The following is a 23,123-nucleotide window of genomic DNA, read 5'->3' as shown; positions in this document are numbered from 1 at the left end:
AAAAAGCAATTGTGAGCAGTACATATTTGATTTTGCTGTGTTTACCTCATGGAGATAGTAAATGTTTAGGTTGAATCCCTTCGTTCGGGGAGGGCTGTGTGCGTCTGCTCTATCCCTGGCCCTGCCGGTTGTTGCGGCGGAATCTGGCGACACTATGGTGGTGACCGCCTCGGCCAACGAGCAAAACCTGAAGGATGCCCCGGCCAGTATCAGCGTCATCACCCAGCAGGATCTGCAGCGTAAGCCAGTGCAGAACCTGAAAGATGTGTTACGTGACGTTCCGGGCGTGCAATTAACTAACGAAGGGGACAACCGTAAGGGCGTCAGTATTCGCGGTCTGGACAGCAGCTACACGCTGATCCTGGTTGACGGTAAACGCGTTAACTCCCGCAACGCCGTTTTCCGCCATAACGACTTCGATCTCAACTGGGTGCCGGTTGACGCCATCGAGCGCATCGAAGTGGTGCGTGGGCCGATGTCCTCCCTCTACGGCTCTGATGCCCTGGGCGGCGTGGTCAACATTATCACCAAAAAGATCGGCCAGAAATGGACCGGCACTCTGACCGCCGACACCACCATTCAGGAGCACCGCGATCGTGGCGACACCTACGGCGGCCAGTTCTATACCAGCGGCCCGCTGGTGGATGGCGTCCTCGGCCTGAAAGCCTTTGGCAGCCTGTCAAAACGCGATAAAGACGATCCTCAGGATTCAACAACCAGCGCCACCGGCGAAACCCCGCGTATCGAGGGCTTCACCAGCCGCGATGCCAACGTGGAATTTGCCTGGACCCCAAACGAGAATCACGATTTTACCGCCGGCTACGGCTTTGACCGTCAGGACCGCGATTCCGACTCGCTGGATCAGAACCGCCTTGAGCGCCAGAACTACTCCCTGAGCCACAATGGCCGCTGGGGCCTGGGCAACAGCGAGCTGAAATTCTACGGCGAGAAGGTGGATAACAAGAACCCGAGCAACAGCAACCCAATCACGTCCGAAAGCAACTCCATTGACGGCAAATACGTTCTGCCCCTGGGAGAGATTAACCAGCTCCTGACCTTTGGTGGGGAATGGCGTCATGACAAGCTGAAAGATCCGGTTAACATCACCGGCGGTAGCAGCAGTAACACCTCTGCCAGCCAGTATGCGCTGTTCCTGGAAGATGAATGGCGGATCTTCGAGCCGCTGGCGCTGACCACCGGCGTGCGTATGGACGATCACGAAACCTACGGCGACCACTGGAGCCCGCGTGCTTATCTGGTCTATAACGCCACCGACACCCTGACGGTAAAAGGCGGCTGGGCGACGGCATTCAAAGCGCCATCCCTGCTGCAACTGAGTCCGGACTGGACCACCGGCTCCTGCCGCGGTGCCTGTGAAATTGTCGGTAGCCCGGATCTGAAGCCGGAAACCAGCGAAAGCATCGAATTAGGTCTCTACTATAACGGGGAAGAGGGCTGGTTAGAGGGCGTGCAGGGTAGCATTACCGCTTTCCAGAACGACGTAGATGATCGCATCAGCATTCTGCGTACCGCGAACGTTAATCAGGCGCAGGGCTACCCGAACTACGTCGGGCTGAATGCCGACGGCGAACCGGTGTTCCGTTACTACAACGTCAATAAGGCGCGTATTCGCGGCCTGGAGACGGAAGTTAAGTTCCCGATTGCCGAAGACTGGCGCATGACGCTGAATTACACCTACAACGACGGGCGTGATATCAGCAACGGCGACAACAAGCCGCTCTCCGACATGCCTTTCCATACCGCGAACGGCACGCTTGACTGGCAGGCAACACAGGCGTGGTCCTTCTACGTGCAGGGCAATTACACGGGTGAGAAACGCACTGTTACCGATGGGGATGCAACGCCGGGCGGCTACGTGGTGTGGAACACCGGTGGCGCATGGCAGGCAACCAAAAACGTCAAGCTGCGTGCGGGAGTGATGAACCTGCTGGATAAAGATCTCAGCCGCGACGACTACAGCTACACCGAAGAGGGACGCCGTTACTTTATGGCGGTGGATTACCAGTTCTGATGGTGGGATCGCCGGGCGGCGCTGCGCTTGCCCGGCCTACACCGGGCATCAGGCCGCACTTACTTCAATAACTGCTGCGCATGGAAGCGCAGATGATCTTCAATAAACGACGCAATAAAGTAGTAGCTGTGATCGTAGCCGGTCTGGATGCGCAATGTTAGCGGCCAGGCCTTCTGGCGCGCGGCTTCCGCCAGCACCGCCGGTTGTAACTGGCTCGCCAGGAACTGATCGGCATCACCCTGATCGATAAGGGTCGGGATCGCCTGTTCCGGCTGGCTGGCCAGCATCAGCGCGCAGCTGTCCCATTCCTGCCAGGTCGCGGCATCCTCACCCAGATAATGGCTGAACGCTTTTTGCCCCCACGGCACCTGAGCCGGATTCACGATCGGTGCAAAGGCCGACACGCTAACGTATTTACCCGGGTTTTTCAGTGCCATCACCAGCGCACCGTGGCCGCCCATTGAGTGGCCGCTGATGGCACAGCGATCGGATACCGCAAACTCTGCCTGGATCAGTGCCGGCAGCTCATCGCGCAGGTAATCGTACATCCGGTAATGATTGGCCCAGGGCGCCTGAGTGGCGTTGAGGTAGAACCCGGCGCCTTTGCCAAGGTCGTAACCGGCATCGTCTGCCACGTCGTCACCGCGCGGGCTGGTATCCGGCATCACCAGAGCGATCCCCAGTTCCGCCGCCACGCGCTGAGCGCCCGCTTTGGTAGTGAAGTTCTCATCGTTGCAGGTCAGGCCGGAGAGCCAGTACAGCACCGGCGGTTTTGCCGCGCCGGTATCCGGAGGCAGAAAAATGCTGAATGTCATCGCGCAGTTCAGCACTGCCGAGTCATGACGCCAGCGCTGCTGTCGACCTTCAAAACAGTGGTGCTCTTCGAGCAGTTCCATGCAGGGCTCCTTCAGGAAGGTTGTATAAAGAGATGAAGGTCATAATACAGATAATTCAATAACGAGTGAGTAACTTTCACTTCCGCATTAACGACATATCCTGCATCATGAATTTACGAAACTTTAACATCTGGAGTGGTCATGGCGCTGCGTATCGCGCTCAGCGGTTTTGTGGTTCTGGTGGTGGCGATGGGAATAGGGCGTTTCGCCTTTACACCCCAGGTGCCGCTGATGATTGCGGCAGGGCAACTGACCCTGACCAGCGCCGGGCTGGTGGCGGCCATGAACTACCTCGGCTATCTGGTGGGAGCATGGGATGCCATGCGCGCGCACCGGTTTGTCGAAGGCCGTCTGTGGCTGGGGATCGTTGGCGCGGTGGCGTTGACTCTGCTCTCGGCCGTGGCCGATAACGCCGTGGTCCACGGGCTGCTGCGGTTTGTCATTGGCTGCATGAGTGGCTGGTCGATGGTACTGATCGCCGCCTGGACCAACGATCGGCTGGCCCATTTCGGTAAGCCAGGCCTCAGTGCCGCGGTCTTCGCCGGGCCGGGGGCAGGCATCACGATAAGCGGTCTGCTGGCGGTGTGGATCCAGGCCCAGGGGTTGTCGGCCAGCGCGGCATGGCAAATCTACGGCGTGCTGGCGCTGGTGCTGATCGCAGTGGTGGCTCGCTATCTGCCGCGTGCCGGGCAGCTGCACCGCCCGGGTACCACGCCGGAGCCGCTGGCGCTGACCCGGGATCTGCGTCGTCTGGTCTGGAGCTACAGTCTGGCCGGGTTTGGCTATATTCTCCCGGCGACCTTTCTGTCGCAGATGGCGGCGCTGCGCTTTCCTGGCAGCGCGTTTGCCCAGTTTGTCTGGCCGGTTTTCGGCGTGGCTTCGGTGGTGGGCATTGCCCTGAGTATCGCTCTGCGCCATCTCTCCACCACGAATCGCAGACTGGCGCTGGTGCTCTGGCTGCAGGCGGTGGGGGTGATTGCTGCCTGGCTGTTGCCGGGGATGGCCGGTCTGGTGACCGGTGCATTGCTGGTGGGCGGCGGATTTTTATGTTCGGTACAGCTCTCGCTGCTTTACGGGCGTGAACTGGCACCGAATCATACGCGTTACATGGCCGGATTACTCACCACCGGCTATGCCATCGGGCAGCTAATTGGCCCGATGACCTCGGCGCTGTCGAGCTGGCTCACCCACCAGCTGGAGCCCGCTCTGGGCCTTGCGGGTATCGCCCTTTTCGTGGCGGGCGGGCTGGTCTGGCAGCGTCAGGTTGAAAGGTAACGGCAATTGCAATAATTATCGCGGTGAATACTGGATTATGCTCGCCGCCTCGCGCACAATGACTGCACATTTTGCCCCATGTAGGGCAGAAGCGCGCCACACCTGCAGGAGAAAAGAATGTCATCAATGAGTAAAGAAGCAGCTCTCGTCCACGAAGCGCTGGTTGCGCACGGCCTTGAAACCCCGTTGCGTCCACCGGTTCAGGATCTGGACAACGAAACACGTAAACGTCTTATTTCCGGCCATATGACCGAAATCATGCAGCTGCTGAATCTCGATTTGAGCGATGACAGTCTGATGGAGACCCCACGTCGCATCGCCAAAATGTATGTCGATGAGATTTTCTCCGGCCTGGATTACGCCAATTTCCCGAAAATCACCGTCATTGAAAACAAAATGAAGGTCGATGAGATGGTAACGGTGCGTGATATCACCCTGACCAGCACCTGTGAACACCACTTTGTGACCATCGACGGCAAAGCGACCGTGGCCTATATTCCGAAAGATGCAGTCATTGGTCTGTCGAAAATTAACCGCATCGTGCAGTTCTTTGCCCAGCGTCCGCAGGTGCAGGAGCGTTTAACCCAGCAGATCCTGATCGCGCTGCAGACGCTGCTTGGCACTAACAACGTGGCGGTTTCCATTGACGCGGTGCATTACTGCGTGAAAGCGCGCGGTATTCGCGATGCGACCAGCGCCACCACGACCACCTCGCTGGGCGGCCTGTTTAAATCAAGCCAGAACACCCGTCAGGAGTTCCTGCGCGCCGTGCGTCACCACGACTGATCATCAGGGCAGAATAGATGGAAAGAAATGTCACGCTGGATTTCGTTCGTGGCGTCGCTATTCTGGGTATTCTGCTGCTCAATATCAGCGGCTTCGGTCTGCCGAAAGCCGCTTATCTCAATCCCGCCTGGTATGGCGATATTACCCTTAGCGACGCCTGGACATGGGCGGTGCTGGATCTCTTCGCCCAGGTCAAATTCCTCACCCTGTTTGCCCTGCTGTTCGGGGCCGGCCTTCAGCTGCTGCTGAAGCGCGGTAAACGCTGGATCCAGGCCCGACTTTCGCTGCTGGTGCTGCTCGGATTTATTCATGGCCTGCTGTTCTGGGACGGCGACATTCTGCTGGCCTACGGGCTGGTGGGGCTGATCTGCTGGCGCATCATCCGCGATGCGCACGATATCAAAAATCTCTTCAATACCGGCGTGGTGCTGTTCCTTATCGGCGTGGCTATCCTGCTGCTGCTGGGGGTGATCTCTGGCGGTTCCACCAATCGTTCCTGGGTGCCGGATGCGGCCAACCTGCAGTATGAGCAGTACTGGAAGCTGGGCGGCGGGATGGAGGCCGTCAGTAACCGGGCCGATATGATTGGCAACAGCCTGCTGGCGCTCGGGGCGCAGTACGGCTGGCAGTTGGCGGGAATGATGCTGATTGGCGCCGCGCTGATGCGTACCGGCTGGCTTAAAGGCGAGTTTAGCCTGCGTCACTACCGGCGAACCGGGATCTGGCTGGTGCTGGCCGGGCTGGCGATTAATCTCCCGGCGGTGATCGCCCAGTGGTATCTGCACTGGGATTACCGCTGGTGTGCGTTTTTGTTACAGGCCCCGCGTGAACTGAGTGCGCCGTTGCAGACGATAGGCTATGCCGCACTCATCTATGGCTTCTGGCCGCAGCTCTGCCGTTACCGTCTGGTGATCGCGGTGGCCTGTGTGGGACGCATGGCGCTCAGCAACTACCTTTTACAGACGCTGATCTGCACCACCTTGTTCTATCGCCTCGGCCTTTTTATGCAGTTTGATCGCCTGCAGTTGATGGGTTTCGTCCTGCCAATATGGCTGGTGAATATCCTGTTCTCTGTTTTCTGGCTGCGTTATTTCCGTCAGGGGCCGGTGGAATGGCTATGGCGGCAATTAACCGCACGTGCTGCAGGGGTTTCATTAAGTAATACATCCGGATAACGATCTGGATCACAATCATTAACAAAACGGATGTAACCGTTTTCATCCTTGTGAGCTTCTTCACGTAGTCCTCCCTTTCTCGCTGCCAGAATAGTCACCTTGCTAAACACAGGGGGTGTCTGTGAGTTGCTGCAATCTAAATAAGGGTGGTGAATATGATCACCATTCGTGACGTCGCGCGTCAGGCAGGCGTTTCTGTCGCCACCGTTTCCCGGGTTCTTAATAACAGCGCGCTGGTCAGTCCGGAGACGCGTGAGTGCGTGATGAAAGCCGTCACGGCGCTGGGCTACCGGCCTAATGCCAACGCCCAGGCACTGGCAACCCAGGTCAGCGACACCATTGGCGTGGTGGTGATGGACGTGTCGGATGCCTTCTTTGGTGCCCTGGTAAAAGCCGTGGACATGGTTGCTCAGGAGCATCAGAAAAATGTGTTAATCGGCAACAGCTACCACGAGGCGGAAAAAGAGCGTAACGCCATTGAGGTGTTGATTCGTCAGCGCTGTAACGCCCTGATCGTTCACTCAAAAGCCTTAAGTGATGAAGAACTGTCTGCCCTGATGGAGCAGATCCCCGGCATGGTGCTGGTCAACCGCATCGTGCCTGGCTATGCCCACCGCTGCGTCTGCCTTGATAACGTCAGCGGAGCGATGATGGCGACGCGGATGCTGGTGAATAATGGCCATCAGCGCATCGGCTATCTTGCGTCAAACCACCGCATTGAAGATGACGAAATGCGTCGTGAAGGCTGGCAAAAAGCGTTGCTGGAGCAGGGTATTACCGCCCCGGACAGCTGGATCGGCACCGGCTCGCCGGACATGCAGGGCGGGGAGGCGGCCATGGTAGAGCTGCTCGGGCGCAATCTGCAGTTGACCGCAGTCTTTGCCTACAACGACAGCATGGCCGCAGGGGCGCTAACCGCCCTGAAAGATAACGGCATTGCGGTGCCACAGCATTTGTCATTGATTGGTTTTGATGATATCCCCATTGCCCGTTACACGGACCCGCAGTTGACAACGGTGCGCTACCCCATCGCCTCCATGGCGCGGCTGGCCACAGAGCTGGCGTTACAGGGGGCCGCAGGCAAGCTCGATATCAACGCAACCCACTGTTTCATGCCGACTTTAGTGCGTCGCCATTCGGTTGCCATTCGGCAAATTGTGGTGCCGATCACTAACTAATAATTCGTCGTGATGTAACCGTTTTCAATTTGTGAGTAAATTCACAGTAAGTTAACAATGCGCTGTCTATGATGTCAGCGTTTTAGTGACTGAAACGCTATGTAACGGTGAGTAATCGTTTTTACTATAGCCACGGCACGTTAAACATCCAAAAAAACGCATTCTGGAGCGTTACCGACCAAGGAAGATAGAAATTTTATAAGTGGACTTCGGCGGACAGTAACGTTTCTTTAACATGCCGCCGCCGATCGTTATTCACACGAACTACCCTGCATAAAAAAAACCGGAGATATCATGAATAAGAAGGTGTTGACTCTGTCTGCTGTTATGGCAAGCATGCTTTTTGGTGCGACCGCGCACGCTGCAGATAGCCGTATTGGTGTGACTATCTATAAATACGACGACAACTTTATGTCTGTTGTGCGTAAAGCCATCGAGAAAGAGGGCAAAGGGGCGCCAGACGTTCAGCTGCTGATGAATGACTCTCAGAATGACCAGTCCAAACAGAACGACCAGATTGACGTCCTGCTGGCTAAAGGCGTGAAAGCCCTGGCGATCAACCTGGTTGACCCGGCTGCTGCGGGCACCGTTATTGAGAAAGCACGTGGCCAGAATGTGCCAATTGTGTTCTTCAACAAAGAACCTTCCCGTAAAGCGCTGGATAGCTACGACAAAGCCTTCTACGTGGGCACTGACTCCAAAGAATCCGGCATCATTCAGGGCGACCTGATTGCTAAACACTGGGCTGCTAACCCGAACTGGGATCTGAACAAAGACGGTCAGGTTCAGTTCGTTCTGCTGAAAGGCGAGCCGGGCCACCCGGATGCTGAAGCACGTACCACTTACGTGATCAAAGAGCTGAACGACAAGGGTCTGAAAACCCAGCAGCTGGCATTAGATACCGCCATGTGGGACACCGCGATGGCGAAAGACAAGATGGACGCCTGGCTGTCTGGCCCGAACGCTGACAAAATCGAAGTGGTTATCGCCAACAACGATGCGATGGCAATGGGTGCTGTAGAAGCGCTGAAAGCTCACAACAAATCTTCTGTGCCGGTATTTGGCGTGGATGCCCTGCCTGAAGCAATGGCGCTGGTTAAATCTGGCGCAATGGCCGGTACCGTGCTGAATGATGCTAACAACCAGGCGAAAGCTACCTTCGATCTGGCGAAAAACCTGGCAGACGGCAAAGGCGCGGCTGACGGTACCAACTGGAAAATCGAAAACAAAGTTGTTCGCGTACCCTACGTTGGCGTAGATAAAGAAAACCTGGCGCAGTTCACCAGTAAATAAGTTTTAGCATTCCACTGGGCGCAGTTTCTGCGCCCTTTTATCACGCGACGCGAGGCCGAGAAGGTATAATTATGGTCAGCACAACGACTCAGTCGTCCGGTGAATTCTTGTTGGAAATGAGCGGTATCAACAAGTCTTTTCCCGGGGTTAAAGCACTGGATAATGTTAATTTAAAAGTACGGCCTCACTCTATTCACGCTTTAATGGGTGAAAACGGTGCGGGTAAATCAACATTATTGAAATGCTTATTTGGGATCTATCAAAAAGATTCTGGCAGCATTCTTTTTCAGGGGAAAGAGATCGATTTCCATTCCGCCAAAGAGGCACTGGAAAACGGTATTTCGATGGTTCACCAGGAGCTTAACCTGGTACTTCAGCGTTCTGTTATGGACAATATGTGGTTGGGTCGTTATCCAACCAAAGGCGTATTTGTCGATCAGGACAAAATGTATCGCGATACGAAAGCCATTTTTGATGAACTGGATATTGATATCGATCCGCGTGCGCGCGTGGGTACGTTATCAGTGTCACAGATGCAGATGATCGAAATCGCCAAGGCGTTCTCCTATAACGCCAAAATCGTGATTATGGATGAGCCGACCTCTTCATTAACGGAGAAAGAGGTGAACCACCTGTTCACCATTATCCGTAAGCTGAAGGATCGCGGCTGCGGCATCGTTTATATCTCGCACAAAATGGAAGAGATCTTCCAGCTGTGTGATGAGATCACGGTGCTGCGCGACGGTCAGTGGATTGCCACTCAGCCGCTGGAAGGGCTGGACATGGACAAGATCATCGCCATGATGGTGGGTCGCTCCCTGAACCAGCGTTTCCCGACCAAAGAGAACAAGCCGGGCGAAGTGATTCTGGAAGTACGCAACCTGACGTCGCTGCGTCAGCCTTCCATTCGCGATATCTCCTTCGACCTGCACAAAGGCGAGATCCTCGGGATTGCCGGTCTGGTGGGGGCCAAGCGTACCGATATCGTCGAGACCCTGTTCGGTATTCGCGAGAAATCCGGCGGGACCATCACCCTGCACGGGAAAAAGATCAATAATCATAACGCCAACGAAGCCATTAACCACGGTTTTGCGCTGGTGACGGAAGAGCGCCGCTCAACCGGTATTTACGCCTATCTGGATATTAACTTTAACTCGTTAATTTCTAATATTCAGAATTACAAAAACAAAATCGGTCTGTTGGATAATTCCCGCATGAAGAGCGATACCCAATGGGTAATTGACTCGATGCGTGTAAAAACCCCAGGACATCGTACGCAAATTGGCTCGCTCTCCGGTGGTAATCAGCAGAAGGTGATTATCGGACGCTGGTTATTAACTCAGCCTGAAATTCTGATGCTGGATGAACCCACCCGTGGTATCGATGTGGGGGCAAAGTTTGAAATTTATCAGCTGATTGCTGAATTAGCCAAGAAAGATAAAGGGATCATTATTATTTCGTCCGAAATGCCGGAATTGTTAGGGATCACAGATCGTATTCTGGTCATGAGCAATGGTCTCGTTGCCGGAATTGTTGAAACCAAAACGACAACGCAAAACGAAATTTTGCGTCTTGCGTCTTTGCACCTTTAAGATTAGGGGCTCCTCATGAGTGCGTTAAATAAGAAAAGTTTTCTTACTTATCTGAAAGAAGGCGGTATTTACGTTGTTCTTTTAGTCTTGCTGGCCATTATTATTTTCCAGGATCCGACATTCTTAAGTCTCCTGAACTTAAGTAACATTCTGACCCAGTCTTCGGTGCGTATTATTATCGCCCTGGGCGTAGCGGGTCTGATCGTCACCCAGGGTACTGACCTGTCAGCCGGTCGTCAGGTTGGTCTGGCGGCGGTTGTCGCGGCAACGCTTCTGCAGTCGATGGAAAACGCCAACAAGGTGTTCCCGGAGATGGCAACCATGCCGATTATCGTGGTAGTCCTGATTGTCTGCGCTATCGGTGCGATCATCGGTCTGATTAACGGTATCATCATCGCTTACCTGAACGTAACGCCGTTTATCACCACCCTGGGTACGATGATCATCGTTTACGGTATCAACTCCCTGTACTACGACTTCGTGGGTGCCTCGCCGATTTCCGGTTTCGACAGCGGCTTCTCTACCTTCGCGCAGGGCTTTATCGCGCTGGGCAGCTTCCGTCTCTCTTACATCACCTTCTACGCCCTGATTGCGGTGGCCTTTGTCTGGGTGCTGTGGAACAAAACCCGCTTCGGTAAAAACATCTTCGCTATCGGCGGTAACCCGGAAGCAGCCAAAGTCTCCGGTGTTAACGTGGCGCTGAACCTGCTGGTTATCTATGCCCTCTCCGGCGTGTTCTACGCGTTCGGTGGCTTGCTGGAAGCGGGCCGTATCGGCTCTGCCACAAACAACCTCGGCTTTATGTATGAGCTGGATGCGATTGCGGCCTGCGTGGTGGGCGGCGTCTCCTTCAGCGGCGGTGTGGGTACTGTGCTTGGCGTGGTAACCGGTGTGATCATCTTCACCGTTATCAACTACGGCCTGACCTATATCGGCGTGAACCCGTACTGGCAGTACATTATCAAAGGCGCGATCATTATCTTCGCCGTTGCGCTGGACTCCCTGAAGTACGCGCGTAAGAAGTAAGATTGGTGATAATAAAAAACCCGCGTAATGCGGGTTTTTTTATGCCCGGCGGTGCTGCGCTTGCACGGGCCTACGGTATTACGGGGTTTTGTAGGCCGGGTAAGGCGAAGCCGCCACCCGGCGGGGGTTACTTCTTCTTCTGCATCTCCAGCAGCTGTTCTGGCGTGACCGCCGGATAACCCTGGGCATCTTCCGGCACTTCGAGCATCGCCGGGATCGGCACCAGCGGGCCTAAGAAGCGCGGCTCACGTTTGAAGACATAGAGATCGGCCAGTGCCCCCAGTCGGGCGCCAAACTCGCGCACCCGCACGGTGAGCATGTCTTTCGGTGACGGGACGGCATAACACTGCGCCTGAATGCCCATATGCAGAGCAATAAACAGCGCGCGCTCGCAGTGGAAGCGCTGGGTGATGATGATGAAATCGTTGGTATCGAACACCTTGCGGGTGCGCACAATCGAATCGAGGGTTCTGAAACCCGCGTAGTCGAGCACGATATCTGCCGGATCAACGCCTGCGGCAATCAGATCCTTACGCATGGTGACCGGCTCATTGTAGCTCTGCAGCGCGTTATCGCCGCTCAGCAACAGGTAGTTGACCTTCCCACTGTTGTAGGCGTTGAGTGCTCCCTGAATGCGGTAACGGTAATACTGGTTGATCACCCCGGTGCGGTAATACTTGGCGGTGCCGAGCACTACGCCGACCTGACGGTAGGGCAAGTCCTGAAGGTCATCAAAGATATAGGGGGCCGTTTTCCAGCTCATCCAGCGGTCGAGGCCCAGCGCAGTCAGCAGCACAATGGCGATCAGGGCAACCAGGCTGTAAAACACGCGCTTTAACATACAGATGACTCTTACCAAAGGTGAAATTTCACTCAGGCTACTTTACCCGTCTGGTAAGCGCAAGAAACGGCGGTTTAATTGGAGGGATTTTCATCAATTGTGCGGGCATTGCTGCCCGCATCAAGGACTTACGCCAGTAGAACGCGGTCGATGCTGGTGCAACCCAGGGCGCGCAGCGTGGCCGCAGTGGCATCCCACTGGATCAGCGGAGCGTCGGCTTTTTCCGCCAGAATGGCGCGCTGGATGTCCGGGTAGTCGTAACCGTTGAGGCTGAGCAGGTTCAGGGCGCCCTGCAGCGGTGGCAGCGTCGGGTTAAAGGCGGCGTTCTCGGCATAGCTGCCGGTGAAGAGTCGGCCATCGCGACACTCCAGCGCCACGCCGCTCGGGGAGTTACTGTACGGTGCATGCGACTTGTTGGCGGCGATAATAGCCGCCTGGGCCAGCTCGTCACCACTGACGGCGTAGCCATGATCCTGCTCATCCATCAGCAGGGATTTAATCTCCAGATCCTTCGGTCCGAAGGCGTCCGGCAGATAATCTTCCAGCGTATGCGGGGCGCGGCCCGGGAGGTTGATGCGCAGCTGCAATCCGCTGTTGAGCTCGTTCATAAACTGACGACAGTGGCCGCACGGCGTGTAGTTCACGGTAATGGCCTGCAGGGAGTGTTCCCCGCGCAGCCAGGCGTGGCTGATGGCGCTCTGTTCTGCATGCACGGTCTGCTGCATGGTGGCCCCGATAAACTCCATATTGCCGCCGAAGTACCAGGTGCCGCTCACGCCGCGCGCAATGGCGCCGACGTTGAAATGAGAGAGGTCAGCTCGGGCGCAGGCTGCTGCCAGGGGCAGAAGTGCAAAGGCCAGCGCGTCATCATCCAGATCGGTAGCACCTTTCAGGGCGTTGACCTGTTCAGCCGTCAGCAGGGCGGGGAAGTGTGCATCCGCCAGAACCGGGGCGAGGGCTGACTGCAAATTCCCTGCAAGCTGAGCGAAAGCTGATTGAAAACGTGGATGCATGGCGTTGCCTCATAAAGGTTAATGGATCGGTAGTGTACGGAGCCGATGCGGCTTTATATGTGACTCAGATCTCATTATTTGTGCAACTTATGAAACTCAAATGAAAAATGCGCGACGCGTCGCAAATTTTAGCCCATTACCGCCAGAATAATCGGGAACAGGAACGGCGCAATTAGCGAGGTCATGATCCCGCAGATCACCAGCGCCAGGGAGCTGAATGCCCCTTCCTGATAATCCAGCTCCGCACAGCGGGCGGTGCCGAGGGCGTGCGAGGCGGTGCCCATCGCCAGACCACGGGCAGACTTAGTGCGAATGCGCATCGCATTCAGCAGCGTATGCCCCAATACCGCCCCGAGAATACCGACATAAATAACGCACACGGCGCTGATTGCCGGGATGCCGCCGAGACTGCCACCCACTGCCATCGCGATCGGCGTGGTCACGGATTTAGGTAAAATAGAGGCCGCGATTTCCGGCGTCGCCCCCATCAGCAATGCCACCGACGTACCGGTGATCATTGCCACCACGCTGCCCACCAGGCAGATGGTAATGATCGACTTCCAGCGGGCGCGGATCTGGTGCAGCTGTTCATACAGCGGAAACGCCAGCGCCACCACCGCAGGCTGGAGCAGATCGTTGAGGACCTTGCTGCCCTGGAAATATTTCGCGTAAGGGATGCCGGTCAGCAGCAGGAACGGAATAATCACCACCATCGCCACCAGCAGGGGGTTAAGCAGGGGGAACTTCAGGCGCACCGCCAGCTTGCGGGCGGCGAAGAATACCGCCACGGTGAGCGGCAGCGACCACCAGATATTGGCCATCATTTGTTCTGTCCTTTCTGTCCAACCACGTTACGTTCCCCGTGCACCAGGTGCGTGCTCCAGCTCACCACTAAAAACGCCACCAGCGTACTGATGGTGCAGGAGACAAATATCGGGCCAAACTGCGCACTCAGCAGGTCGTAATACTGCATCACCCCCACGCCAATCGGCACGAACAGCAGCGCCATATAGCGGATTAATACCGAGCAGCCGGGCTTGACCCATTTTGCCGGGAGGATTTGCAGCGCGAGCAGCACAAAGAGGATCAGCATGCCAATAATGCTGCCGGGGATGGTAATGGGCAGCAGGGAGGCGAGAAAGATACCCGCATAGAGGCAGGCATAAATCAGGATGAAGGCGCGCAGGTATTGCCAGACAACTATCAATGATTTCTTCATGGTGAAAGTCCTTAATGGAACGCATTCATCATACAATTAAAACCGGAAACGTGCTACGGATCACATCATGACTTTTGAGCATACCAGACATTACTTTCTGGAACGTTGGGCATTTCCCCAAACCGCAGGAGACAACGCGGCGCTGACAAGATACGATCAACAGATAAAGATAATGATGCTCAAATCCGGCCCTTACCCTTTACTGGAGGTAAACAATGCCATCAATTCTCATTAAAACCGCCGACGAGCTGGCTCGCCAGCGCCACGCGGGTGAACTGCTGGCCTCGGTGTTCACCATGCTGGACGACTTTATTAAGCCTGGCGTATCCACTATGGAGATCAACAATCGCGCCGAGGCCTTTATTGTCGATCAGCTTAAGTCCCGTCCGGCCAGCAAAGGGCAATATGATTACCCCTACGTGCTGAACACCTCGGTCAACGACGTGGTCTGCCACGGGATCCCTAAAGAGTCGGAACACCTTAAATCCGGGGCTATCGTCAACGTCGACATCACCCTCGAAAACGCGGGCATGATCGCCGACTCCAGTAAAATGTATCTCATTGGCGAGGTTTCACCCCTGGCCCGCCGGCTGGTGAAAGCGACCTACGAAGGGATGTGGAAGGGGATCAGGGCCGTCAAACCGGGTGCCACGCTGGGCGATATCGGCCACGCCATTCAGTCTTATGTTGAAAGCCAGGGCTACAGCGTGGTGCGCGAGTATTGCGGGCACGGCATTGGCAAAGAGATGCACGAGGAGCCGCAGATCCTGCACTACGGCAAACCTGGCGAAGGCCCTGTATTACAGGAGGGGATGGTCTTTACCATCGAACCGATGATCAACCAGGGCGGCAGCCGGATCAAAACGAAGAAAGATGGCTGGACGGTGGTGACACGTGACAAAAAGCTCTCTGCCCAGTGGGAACATACCATCGCCGTGACCGCAGACGGGTTTGAGGTGCTGACCCTGCGCCCCGAAGAGTCCATTCCCGATTAAAGCCGCAACCCACACGCATCTCTGTCCTGACGCTTCCCACCTTTGGCGGGAGCGGCTACTATAGCGCCTCTTTTTTGACGGGTACTGATATGCGTGTATTACTGGCACCGATGGAAGGCGTGCTCGATTCGCTGGTGCGTGAGCTGCTGACCGACGTTAACGATTATGATCATTGCATCACCGAGTTCCTGCGGGTGGTGGATATGTTGTTGCCGGTAAAATCGTTTTACAGACTCTGCCCGGAGCTGCATCACCAGAGCCGCACCCCTTCCGGTACTCTGGTGCGGATACAGCTGCTGGGGCAATATCCCGAGTGGCTGGCGGAAAACGCCGCCCGCGCCGTTGAGCTGGGCTCCTGGGGCGTGGATCTGAACTGCGGCTGTCCATCGAAAATGGTCAATGGCAGCGGCGGCGGGGCCACGCTGCTTAAAGATCCCGAGCTGATCTACCGCGGCGCGAAAGCGATGCGTGAGGCGGTGCCCTCCCATCTGCCGGTCACGGTGAAGGTCCGTCTGGGCTGGGACAGCGGCGACAGGCAGTTTGAAATTGCCGATGCGGTGCAGCAGGCGGGTGCCAGCGAGCTGGTGGTTCACGGCCGCACCAAAGAGGATGGCTACAAAGCTGAACGCATTAACTGGCAGGCCATCGGCGAGATCCGCAGGCGTCTGACCATCCCGGTGGTGGCCAACGGCGAAATCTGGGATCGCGAAAGCGCCCTGGCCTGTATGGCGGAAACCGGCTGCGATTCAGTGATGATCGGGCGTGGGGCGCTCAACGTGCCTAACCTCAGCCGGGTGATTAAATACAACGAGCCGCGGATGCCCTGGCCGGAGGTGGTGACCCTGCTGAAGAAGTATACCCGCCTCGAAAAGCAGGGCGACACCGGCCTGTATCACGTGGCGCGCATCAAGCAGTGGCTGAGCTATCTGCGCAAAGAGTATGACGACGCTCTGGATCTGTTTCAGGAGATCCGCGCCCTGCAATCTTCGGCAGAAATCGCCCGGGTCATCCAGTCAAAATAAGCCTGGTTCGATCTGCGTCACGTTTTTCAGCGAGGCGCATTGTGGCATCGAATGAAACTGGTAAAGTGCGTCAACTGGATTGTTACTGCTGCGGCAGGCAAAACCTGATTTTCTGGCATCTGTCAGAGGTCAGGTTTTTTTGTTTCTGGGGCATGGAATGAAAATCGCCAAAATACTGAATAACAATGTGGTGGTTGTTCTGGATGAACAGGGACGCGAACAGGTGGTGATGGGCCGTGGGCTGGCCTTTCAGAAGCGCATCGGTGACGTGCTCGACAAAACAAACATCGAGAAAGTGTTTGCCCTGCAAAGCGACGAGCTGGTGCAGCGGCTGGGGGAGTTACTCAGCCAGATCCCGCTGGAAGTGATGACCACCTGCGACCGCATTATCGGGCTGGCGGCGCAGCGGCTGGGCAAGCTGCAGGAGAGTTTGTACATCACCTTAACCGACCACTGCTACTTTGCGATTGAGCGGCAGAAGAAGGGACTGGCGATCAAAAACGTGCTGCTGTGGGACATCAAGCGGCTCTACCCGCGCGAGTTTGAGCTGGGCCAGCAGGCCCGGGCCATCATCGCGAAACGGCTGGGCGTGGAGCTGGGTGAAGATGAAGCCGGGTTTATCGCCCTGCATCTGGTCACTGCCCAGCTGCACAGCGAGATGCCGGAGGTGATGCACGTCACCCGGGTGATGCAGGAGATCCTGCAGCTGGTGAAATACAGCTTACAGCTGGAGTATGACGAGGAGTCGCTAAGTTATCAGCGCTTCGTCACCCATCTGAAGTTTTTCGCCCAGCGGATGCTGACCCGCACCGTGGTCGCCGACGACGATGCCTCGCTGCACTCGGCGGTAAAAGATAACTACGCGAAGGCGTGGGTGTGCGCCGAGAAGATCGCCCGGCATCTGCAAAAGAGTTATCAGCGCGAGCTGACCACCGAAGAAATTATGTTTCTCACCATTCATATTGAGCGCGTGAGAAAAGAGGGGCGCTAAGTCCCCAATCTGGATTGTTACTGCACTACGCAGGCAAAACCTGAGCGCGGCTCCCGAAAGGGCGTCGTTCTCGGGTTTTTTTGTTTTTAGACTCAGTCAAACCCTGCCTGCGGGCAGCGAAGAAAGGAAAACGGAGATGGAATATCAAGCGTTGGCGAAGGATATTCTCAGCCACATTGGCGGCAAAGAGAACATCGTCAGTCTGGTGCATTGCGCGACCCGGCTGCGTTTCAAACTGAAAGACAAACATAAAGCGGATGGTGAAGGGCTGAAGAAACATCCTGGCGTGATCATGGTGGTCGAAAGCGGCGGCCAATTTCAGGTGGTGATTGGCAACCACGTTCACGACGTCTGGCAGGCGGTGTGCCAGGAGGCGGGGCTGGCTGACGACGCGGCACCTGTCACCGAGGATAAAGGCGAAAAAACCAGCCTTGGCGGTCAGCTTATCGATATTGTCTCCGGCATTTTTACCCCTTTTATCGGCGTCCTTGCCGCCTCGGGGATCCTGAAGGGGTTGCTGGCGCTGGCGGTGGTGTGCGGCTGGCTGACTACCGACAGCGGCACCTACAAAATCTGGTTTGCCACCAGTGACGCGCTATTCTTCTTCTTCCCGCTGGTGCTCGGCTATACCGCCGGGAAAAAGTTTGGCGGCAGCCCGTTTATCACCATGGTGATTGGTGGGGCGCTGGTGCACCCGACCATGATTCAGGCCTTCGAGGCCAGCCAGCAGGCGGGCGCGGCGGCCAATGCCTTCCTCGGCATTCCGGTGATCTGGTTTAACTACAGCACCTCGGTCATTCCGATCATCCTTGCCGCCTGGGTCAGCTGCTGGCTGGAGAAGCAGGGCAATAAGCGCCTGCCGTCGGCGATGAAAAATTTCTTCACCCCGCTGATCTGCCTCGGCGTTACGGTACCGCTGACCTTTCTGGTGATTGGCCCGGTGGCCACCTGGCTCAGCCAGATGCTGGCCAACAGCTATCAGTGGATCTACGTGCTGGCTCCGTGGCTGGCGGGTGCCGCGATGGGCGCGGTGTGGCAGGTGTGCGTCATCTTCGGCCTGCACTGGGGGCTGGTGCCGCTGATGATCAATAACCTCGCGGTGCTGGGTCATGACTCGATGCTGCCGATGCTGCTCCCGGCGGTGATGGGCCAGGTGGGGGCCGCGTTCGGCGTGTTCCTGCGTACCCGGGATACAAAGCTGAAAATGCTGGCGGGCTCCTCGGTCACTGCCGGGATTTTCGGTATCACTGAACCGGCGGTGTATGGCGTGAACCTGCCCCTGCGTCGTCCTTTTATCTTCGGCTGCGTGGCCGGAGCGGTGGGCGGCGCGATTGTCGGTTTCTTCGATACTCACGTTTACTCCTTTGGCTTCGGCAATATCTTCACCATCGCGCAGATGATTCCCCCAACGGGGGTGGACGCCACGCTGTGGGGCGGGATTGCGGGAATGGTGGTGGCGCTGGTGCTGAGCTGCGTCCTGACCCTGATTGCCGGCATGCCTGCCAGCCCGGCCCCGGACTCTTCCCCGACGGTGGTTAACGCCGATAAAAACACGGTGCTCTCCCCGATGCGCGGCACGGTGCTGGCGCTGGACCAGGTGCCGGACGCCACCTTTGCCAGCGGCCTGCTGGGGCAGGGGGCGGCGATTATTCCTGCCGATAACAAAGTGATTGCCCCCTTTGCCGGGGAGGTGGCCTCAATATTTGCCACGAAACATGCCATCGGCCTGCTAAGCGACAGCGGCATCGAAGTGCTGATCCATGTCGGGATCGACACCGTGAAGCTCGACGGCAAACCGTTCACCACTCACGTCAAGGTGGGTGACAAAGTACAGCCGGGCGATCTGCTGCTGGAGTTCGACCGTCAGGCCATTCTCGATGCCGGATACGATCTGGCGACCCCGATTATTATCAGCAACAGTGACGACTACCGTGATGTCGCGACCGTGGCGGCAACCGCCGTTCAGGCCGGCGCACCGTTGCTTTGCGTCAGCCATCAATAACAGGAGAACGTAATGAAAACTTTCCCGGATGATTTCTTATGGGGCGGCGCAGTTGCCGCGAATCAGGTAGAAGGCGCTTACCTGGACGATGGCAAAGGATTGTCCACCTCTGACGTCCAGCCGCAGGGGGTGTTTGGCCCGGTAGTGGAGCGCGTGGCGGGTGACAGCGGTATTAAAGACGTGGCGATAGATTTCTATCATCGCTACCCGGAGGATATCAAACTGTTCGCCGAGATGGGTTTCAGCTGTCTACGCGTCTCCATTGCCTGGACGCGCATCTTCCCGAACGGCGATGAGCAGCAGCCGAACGAGGCCGGGCTGGCCTTCTATGACAGGCTGTTTGACGAGCTGGCGGCGCACAACATTACTCCGCTGGTGACCCTCTCGCACTACGAGATGCCGTGGGGCCTGGTGAAACAGTACGGCGGCTGGGGCAGCCGTCAGGTGATCGGTTTCTTCGAGCGCTATGCCCGAACCGTCTTCACCCGCTACCAGCACAAGGTGAAACTGTGGCTCACCTTTAACGAGATCAACATGTCCCTGCACGCGCCGATGACCGGCGTCGGCCTGCCGGAAACCAGCAGCAAGGCGGAGGTCTATCAGGCGATCCATCATCAGCTGGTGGCCAGCGCTCTGGCGGTGAAAGCCTGCCACGCGATCATCCCGGACGCCAAAATCGGCAACATGCTGCTGGGCGGCCTGGTCTACCCCCTGACCTGCAAGCCGGACGATGTGCTGGAAGCCCTGCAGGAGAACCGCGCCTGGCAGTTCTTCGGCGATGTGCAGTGCCGCGGGGCCTACCCGGGCTACATGCTGCGCTACTTCCGCGATAACGGCATTCAGCTTGAAATCACCGAGGCGGATCGCGAGGCGCTGAAATCGACCATCGACTTCATCTCCTTCAGCTACTACATGACCGGCTGCGTCACCACCGACGAGGCGCTGAACCAGCAGGCACGGGCCAACATCCTGAATATGGTGCCGAACCCGCATCTGGCCAGTTCAGAGTGGGGCTGGCAGATTGACCCGGTGGGCCTGCGCACCCTCCTGAACGTGCTCTGGGATCGCTATCAGAAGCCGCTGTTTATCGTCGAGAACGGTCTGGGGGCCAAGGACAAGCCGGACGCCGACGGCGTGGTGCAGGATGATTACCGCATCAGCTACCTCAACGACCATCTGGTGCAGGTGCGCGAGGCGATTGACGACGGCGTGGAGGTGATGGGCTACACCAGCTGGGGGCCAATCGATCTGGTGAGCGCCTCCAAAGCGGAACTCTCGAAACGCTACGGCTTTATCTATGTCGATCGCGACGACAGCGGGGCAGGCACGCTGGCGCGCAGCCGTAAGAAGAGTTTTTACTGGTATCAGGAGGTGATTGCGACCAAAGGCGCGTCGCTGAAAGGCTGATGCCGCAAGGGCGCCCGCCGGGCGCCTTTTCTATCTGTGTAAAGGTATGACAAAGTGTGGATTGCCACCGATTCCTAAAAAAATGAAGCGCAGCGGGCGTATTTTGCAGCCTTCTTTTTTATGTGAATAACCTGATGAAACCTTCACGTTTTTACTGTTTCTGCCTGCCTCTCTCCCTTTTTCTGGTTGCCTGTGCCCCTCACCATGATACGGCGGCCTCGCTTCATCAACAGATCCCCGCCATGAAAATAGAGACCGGGCTGGCGACCGGGCAATGGCCTAAAAATGCGTGGTGGGAGGATTTCCACGATCCGCAGCTGACGGCCCTGATCGTAAAAGCCCAGGCCGACGCGCCGGATATGCAGATTGCCCGTCAGCGCATTGACCTTGCGGAAGCGCAGGCCAAAATGGCGATGGCCGCTGAAGGCCCAGAGGTGGATTTCTCTGCCGATGCCGAACGGCAAAAAATGTCCGCCGAAGGGCTGATGGGGCCCTTTGCGATCACCGATCCGGCGGCCGGCACCACCGGCCCGTGGTACACCAACGGCACCTTTGGCGTCACCGCTGGCTGGGATCTGGATTTGTGGGGCAAAGACCGGGCGCAGGTGGAGGCCCGCATCGGGAAAGTTAACGCGCAACAGGCGGAGCTGGAACAGACCCGCCAGCTGCTTGCCAGCAGCGTGGCGCGCCTCTACTGGGAGTGGCAGACCCAGGCTGCGATCGGGCATGTCTTAACCGCCATCAGGCAGGAGCAGGGGAATATTATCAGTACCGACCGTGAGCTGTATCAGCAGGGCATCACCTCGTCCGTGGAAGGGGTTGAAACCGACATCAACGCCAGTAAAACCGAGGAGCGGCTGGCGGAGGTGAATGGCAACCTGAAAGCCATCGAGGCGCGCCTTGAAGCCCTGACCAATACCCCGACGATCAAATTGACGCCGCACGCTTTGCCTGCCGTCGAGGCAAAATTGCCCTCCTCGCTGGGCTACCAGCTGCTGGCCCGCCGCCCCGATCTGCAGGAAGCCCACTGGTATATCGAAGCCTCCCTGCATGAGGTGGACGCGGCGAAAGCCGCGTTTTATCCCGATGTGAACCTGATGGCGTTTCTGCAGCAGGATGCGCTGCACCTGAGCGAACTGTTCCGCTCCTCGGCGCAGCAGATGGGCGTCACTGCCGGTCTGACCCTGCCGATTTTTGACAGCGGACGCCTGAATGCCAACCTCGATATCGCCCAGGCGCAAAGCAATCTGTCGGTCGCCAACTACAACAAAGCGGTGGTGGAGGCGGTGAATCAGGTGACCCGTACCGCCAGCGAGGTCGAAACCTTAATGGAAAAAAATCAGCACCAGCAGCGCGTTGAGGCGGATGCCGCGCGGGTGGTGGCCCTGGCGCAGGCGCGTTATAAGGCGGGAATTATCGCCGGAACGCGCGTCAGCGAAGCGCGAATACCGGCTCTGCAGGAACATCTGGCCGCGCTGACGCTGCAGGGGCAGTACATCGATGCCAGCCTGCAGCTGACCTCCGCGCTGGGCGGCGGCTATCAGCACGGGTAGAAAATGAGAAGTAACTATACTTATCTCTTTGTCTTCTTTTCTGGAGGTGAGTATGGGTTCAACCAATCGTGTGGCTATTGTGACGGCATCGGATTCAGGGATCGGTAAAACCACGGCGCTGATGCTGGCGGAGCGTGGGTTTGATATTGGCGTCACCTGGCACTCGGATGAAGAGGGGGCGATGAAAACCTGTCGTGAGATCGAGGCGCGCGGACAGCGGGCCGAGGCCATTCATCTGGATCTCAGCCAGCTACCGGACGGGGCGAAGGCGATCGAGACCCTGATTGAGCGCTTCGGACGTATCGACGTGCTGGTCAACAACGCCGGGGCGATGGTCAAAGCGTCGTTTCTGGAGATGGAGTATGACCAGTGGCGATCCATCTTTAGCGTCGACGTGGATGGGGCGTTTCTCTGCTCGCAGATCGCCGCCCGGCAGATGGTGAAGCAGGGTGAGGGCGGGCGGATCGTCAATATCACCTCGGTGCATGAACATACCCCGCTGCCGGATGCCAGCGCCTACACCTCGGCCAAACATGCCCTCGGCGGCCTCACCAAGTCGATGGCGATGGAGCTGGTGCATCACAATATTCTGGTTAACGCCGTCGCGCCGGGGGCCATCGCCACGCCGATGAACGACATGGACGACAGCGAAGTGGAGCCCGGCTCGATGCCGAACATTCCGCTGGCAAGACCGGGGCATACCAAAGAGATCGCCAGCCTGGTGGCCTGGCTGTGTGACACCGACGCCAGCTACGCCACCGGACAATCCTTTATCGTCGATGGCGGCTTTATGCTGGGCAATCCGCAGTTTAAACCGGCAGAGTAGA

20 protein-coding genes are annotated in these 23,123 nt (G+C 57.0%); 15 read left to right on the top strand and 5 right to left on the bottom strand.

All coding sequences use genetic code 11. From position 1 onward, the window contains the following. Nucleotides 1-61: 61 nt before the first annotated feature. The gene (gene cirA, locus M8318_RS17940) at nucleotides 62-2,032 is read left to right on the top strand and encodes a catecholate siderophore receptor CirA (protein WP_262663781.1); all 1,971 of its coding nucleotides are present in this window, start codon (nucleotides 62-64) and stop codon (nucleotides 2,030-2,032) included. Nucleotides 2,033-2,091: 59 nt separating this feature from the next. On the opposite strand, the gene fghA is transcribed toward cirA, so the two are convergent. Continuing rightward, a complete protein-coding gene (fghA, locus tag M8318_RS17935) occupies nucleotides 2,092-2,928 on the bottom strand; it encodes an S-formylglutathione hydrolase (RefSeq protein WP_262663779.1) in 837 nt (278 codons plus the stop codon). 141 nt (nucleotides 2,929-3,069) lie between these two features. Between fghA and M8318_RS17930 the strand changes: the two genes are divergently transcribed. From M8318_RS17930 to mglC, 7 genes are all read left to right on the top strand, one after another. Beyond that, nucleotides 3,070-4,203: an MFS transporter gene (locus M8318_RS17930; RefSeq protein WP_262663777.1), complete on the top strand. Its 1,134-nt coding sequence runs from the start codon at nucleotides 3,070-3,072 to the stop codon at nucleotides 4,201-4,203. A gap of 117 nt (nucleotides 4,204-4,320) precedes the next feature. Next, nucleotides 4,321-4,989 carry a GTP cyclohydrolase I FolE gene (folE, locus tag M8318_RS17925; protein ID WP_106995351.1) on the top strand — a complete coding sequence of 223 codons (669 nt, stop codon included), beginning with the start codon at nucleotides 4,321-4,323 and terminating at the stop codon, nucleotides 4,987-4,989. A 17-nt stretch (nucleotides 4,990-5,006) separates the two neighbouring features. Beyond that, on the top strand, nucleotides 5,007-6,164 hold the full coding sequence (gene yeiB, locus M8318_RS17920) for a DUF418 domain-containing protein YeiB (RefSeq protein WP_262663776.1): 1,158 nt from the start codon (nucleotides 5,007-5,009) through the stop codon (nucleotides 6,162-6,164). 155 nt (nucleotides 6,165-6,319) lie between these two features. After that, nucleotides 6,320-7,342 carry an HTH-type transcriptional regulator GalS gene (gene galS, locus M8318_RS17915; RefSeq protein WP_225758399.1) on the top strand — a complete coding sequence of 341 codons (1,023 nt, stop codon included), beginning with the start codon at nucleotides 6,320-6,322 and terminating at the stop codon, nucleotides 7,340-7,342. Nucleotides 7,343-7,636: 294 nt separating this feature from the next. Next, on the top strand, nucleotides 7,637-8,635 hold the full coding sequence (gene mglB / locus M8318_RS17910) for a galactose/glucose ABC transporter substrate-binding protein MglB (protein ID WP_166182993.1): 999 nt from the start codon (nucleotides 7,637-7,639) through the stop codon (nucleotides 8,633-8,635). 71 nt (nucleotides 8,636-8,706) lie between these two features. After that, nucleotides 8,707-10,227 carry a galactose/methyl galactoside ABC transporter ATP-binding protein MglA gene (gene mglA / locus M8318_RS17905; RefSeq protein ID WP_262663775.1) on the top strand — a complete coding sequence of 507 codons (1,521 nt, stop codon included), beginning with the start codon at nucleotides 8,707-8,709 and terminating at the stop codon, nucleotides 10,225-10,227. A gap of 15 nt (nucleotides 10,228-10,242) precedes the next feature. Beyond that, complete coding sequence (mglC, locus tag M8318_RS17900; RefSeq protein ID WP_106995346.1) at nucleotides 10,243-11,253, top strand: galactose/methyl galactoside ABC transporter permease MglC; 1,011 nt, start codon at nucleotides 10,243-10,245, stop codon at nucleotides 11,251-11,253. 127 nt (nucleotides 11,254-11,380) lie between these two features. Here the strand turns inward: mglC and sanA are convergent, their stop codons facing one another. The 4 genes from sanA to M8318_RS17880 form a co-directional block, all read right to left on the bottom strand. After that, nucleotides 11,381-12,094 carry an outer membrane permeability protein SanA gene (gene sanA / locus M8318_RS17895; protein ID WP_142486477.1) on the bottom strand — a complete coding sequence of 238 codons (714 nt, stop codon included), beginning with the start codon at nucleotides 12,092-12,094 and terminating at the stop codon, nucleotides 11,381-11,383. A gap of 128 nt (nucleotides 12,095-12,222) precedes the next feature. After that, a complete protein-coding gene (cdd, locus tag M8318_RS17890; RefSeq protein WP_262663774.1) occupies nucleotides 12,223-13,107 on the bottom strand; it encodes a cytidine deaminase in 885 nt (294 codons plus the stop codon). Nucleotides 13,108-13,235: 128 nt separating this feature from the next. After that, nucleotides 13,236-13,931 carry a CidB/LrgB family autolysis modulator gene (locus tag M8318_RS17885; RefSeq protein WP_142486475.1) on the bottom strand — a complete coding sequence of 232 codons (696 nt, stop codon included), beginning with the start codon at nucleotides 13,929-13,931 and terminating at the stop codon, nucleotides 13,236-13,238. After that, a complete protein-coding gene (locus tag M8318_RS17880) occupies nucleotides 13,928-14,326 on the bottom strand; it encodes a CidA/LrgA family protein (protein WP_106995340.1) in 399 nt (132 codons plus the stop codon). Before M8318_RS17880 ends, M8318_RS17885 begins: the two co-directional genes overlap by 4 nt. Nucleotides 14,327-14,541: 215 nt before the next feature. Between M8318_RS17880 and map the strand changes: the two genes are divergently transcribed. The 7 genes from map to M8318_RS17845 all read left to right on the top strand — a co-directional run bounded on the left by map (nucleotide 14,542) and on the right by M8318_RS17845 (nucleotide 23,122). Further along, on the top strand, nucleotides 14,542-15,321 hold the full coding sequence (gene map / locus M8318_RS17875; protein WP_262663773.1) for a type I methionyl aminopeptidase: 780 nt from the start codon (nucleotides 14,542-14,544) through the stop codon (nucleotides 15,319-15,321). 89 nt (nucleotides 15,322-15,410) lie between these two features. Further along, nucleotides 15,411-16,343, top strand: a complete 933-nt coding sequence (dusC, locus tag M8318_RS17870) for a tRNA dihydrouridine(16) synthase DusC (RefSeq protein ID WP_261644304.1) — start codon at nucleotides 15,411-15,413, stop codon at nucleotides 16,341-16,343. 157 nt (nucleotides 16,344-16,500) lie between these two features. Next, nucleotides 16,501-17,334 (top strand): BglG family transcription antiterminator LicT, encoded by an 834-nt coding sequence (licT, locus tag M8318_RS17865; RefSeq protein WP_262663772.1) that lies wholly within the window; start codon nucleotides 16,501-16,503, stop codon nucleotides 17,332-17,334. A gap of 136 nt (nucleotides 17,335-17,470) precedes the next feature. Then, a complete protein-coding gene (bglF, locus tag M8318_RS17860) occupies nucleotides 17,471-19,336 on the top strand; it encodes a PTS beta-glucoside transporter subunit IIABC (RefSeq protein ID WP_262663771.1) in 1,866 nt (621 codons plus the stop codon). A 12-nt stretch (nucleotides 19,337-19,348) separates the two neighbouring features. After that, nucleotides 19,349-20,743, top strand: coding sequence for a glycoside hydrolase family 1 protein (locus M8318_RS17855; protein ID WP_262663770.1), 1,395 nt, complete (start codon nucleotides 19,349-19,351; stop codon nucleotides 20,741-20,743). A gap of 134 nt (nucleotides 20,744-20,877) precedes the next feature. Then, nucleotides 20,878-22,296: a multidrug resistance outer membrane protein MdtQ gene (mdtQ, locus tag M8318_RS17850; RefSeq protein WP_262663769.1), complete on the top strand. Its 1,419-nt coding sequence runs from the start codon at nucleotides 20,878-20,880 to the stop codon at nucleotides 22,294-22,296. 52 nt (nucleotides 22,297-22,348) lie between these two features. Then, nucleotides 22,349-23,122, top strand: a complete 774-nt coding sequence (locus M8318_RS17845) for an SDR family oxidoreductase (protein WP_262663768.1) — start codon at nucleotides 22,349-22,351, stop codon at nucleotides 23,120-23,122. Nucleotide 23,123: the final 1 nt, after the last annotated feature.

Source organism: Leclercia tamurae (genome assembly GCF_025566055.1).
In the GTDB taxonomy this organism is placed as follows: Bacteria; Pseudomonadota; Gammaproteobacteria; order Enterobacterales; family Enterobacteriaceae; genus Enterobacter; species Enterobacter tamurae.
Note: the sequence above shows the minus strand (reverse complement) of the source record. Positions and strands in the feature narration are given on the sequence as shown.

What these genes read in the sequence shown, in the direction of transcription:
- M8318_RS17855 (WP_262663770.1), top strand. Translation starts at nt 19,349, where the DNA reads ATGAAAACTTTCCCGGATGATTTCTTATGGGGCGGCGCAGTTGCCGCG.
- yeiB (WP_262663776.1), top strand. Translation starts at nt 5,007, where the DNA reads ATGGAAAGAAATGTCACGCTGGATTTCGTTCGTGGCGTCGCTATTCTG.
- cirA (WP_262663781.1), top strand. Translation starts at nt 62, where the DNA reads ATGTTTAGGTTGAATCCCTTCGTTCGGGGAGGGCTGTGTGCGTCTGCT.
- galS (WP_225758399.1), top strand. Translation starts at nt 6,320, where the DNA reads ATGATCACCATTCGTGACGTCGCGCGTCAGGCAGGCGTTTCTGTCGCC.
- fghA (WP_262663779.1), bottom strand. Translation starts at nt 2,928, where the DNA reads ATGGAACTGCTCGAAGAGCACCACTGTTTTGAAGGTCGACAGCAGCGC.
- sanA (WP_142486477.1), bottom strand. Translation starts at nt 12,094, where the DNA reads ATGTTAAAGCGCGTGTTTTACAGCCTGGTTGCCCTGATCGCCATTGTG.
- map (WP_262663773.1), top strand. Translation starts at nt 14,542, where the DNA reads ATGCCATCAATTCTCATTAAAACCGCCGACGAGCTGGCTCGCCAGCGC.
- mglA (WP_262663775.1), top strand. Translation starts at nt 8,707, where the DNA reads ATGGTCAGCACAACGACTCAGTCGTCCGGTGAATTCTTGTTGGAAATG.
- mglB (WP_166182993.1), top strand. Translation starts at nt 7,637, where the DNA reads ATGAATAAGAAGGTGTTGACTCTGTCTGCTGTTATGGCAAGCATGCTT.
- dusC (WP_261644304.1), top strand. Translation starts at nt 15,411, where the DNA reads ATGCGTGTATTACTGGCACCGATGGAAGGCGTGCTCGATTCGCTGGTG.
- mglC (WP_106995346.1), top strand. Translation starts at nt 10,243, where the DNA reads ATGAGTGCGTTAAATAAGAAAAGTTTTCTTACTTATCTGAAAGAAGGC.
- M8318_RS17885 (WP_142486475.1), bottom strand. Translation starts at nt 13,931, where the DNA reads ATGATGGCCAATATCTGGTGGTCGCTGCCGCTCACCGTGGCGGTATTC.
- licT (WP_262663772.1), top strand. Translation starts at nt 16,501, where the DNA reads ATGAAAATCGCCAAAATACTGAATAACAATGTGGTGGTTGTTCTGGAT.
- folE (WP_106995351.1), top strand. Translation starts at nt 4,321, where the DNA reads ATGTCATCAATGAGTAAAGAAGCAGCTCTCGTCCACGAAGCGCTGGTT.
- mdtQ (WP_262663769.1), top strand. Translation starts at nt 20,878, where the DNA reads ATGAAACCTTCACGTTTTTACTGTTTCTGCCTGCCTCTCTCCCTTTTT.
- M8318_RS17930 (WP_262663777.1), top strand. Translation starts at nt 3,070, where the DNA reads ATGGCGCTGCGTATCGCGCTCAGCGGTTTTGTGGTTCTGGTGGTGGCG.
- bglF (WP_262663771.1), top strand. Translation starts at nt 17,471, where the DNA reads ATGGAATATCAAGCGTTGGCGAAGGATATTCTCAGCCACATTGGCGGC.
- M8318_RS17845 (WP_262663768.1), top strand. Translation starts at nt 22,349, where the DNA reads ATGGGTTCAACCAATCGTGTGGCTATTGTGACGGCATCGGATTCAGGG.
- M8318_RS17880 (WP_106995340.1), bottom strand. Translation starts at nt 14,326, where the DNA reads ATGAAGAAATCATTGATAGTTGTCTGGCAATACCTGCGCGCCTTCATC.
- cdd (WP_262663774.1), bottom strand. Translation starts at nt 13,107, where the DNA reads ATGCATCCACGTTTTCAATCAGCTTTCGCTCAGCTTGCAGGGAATTTG.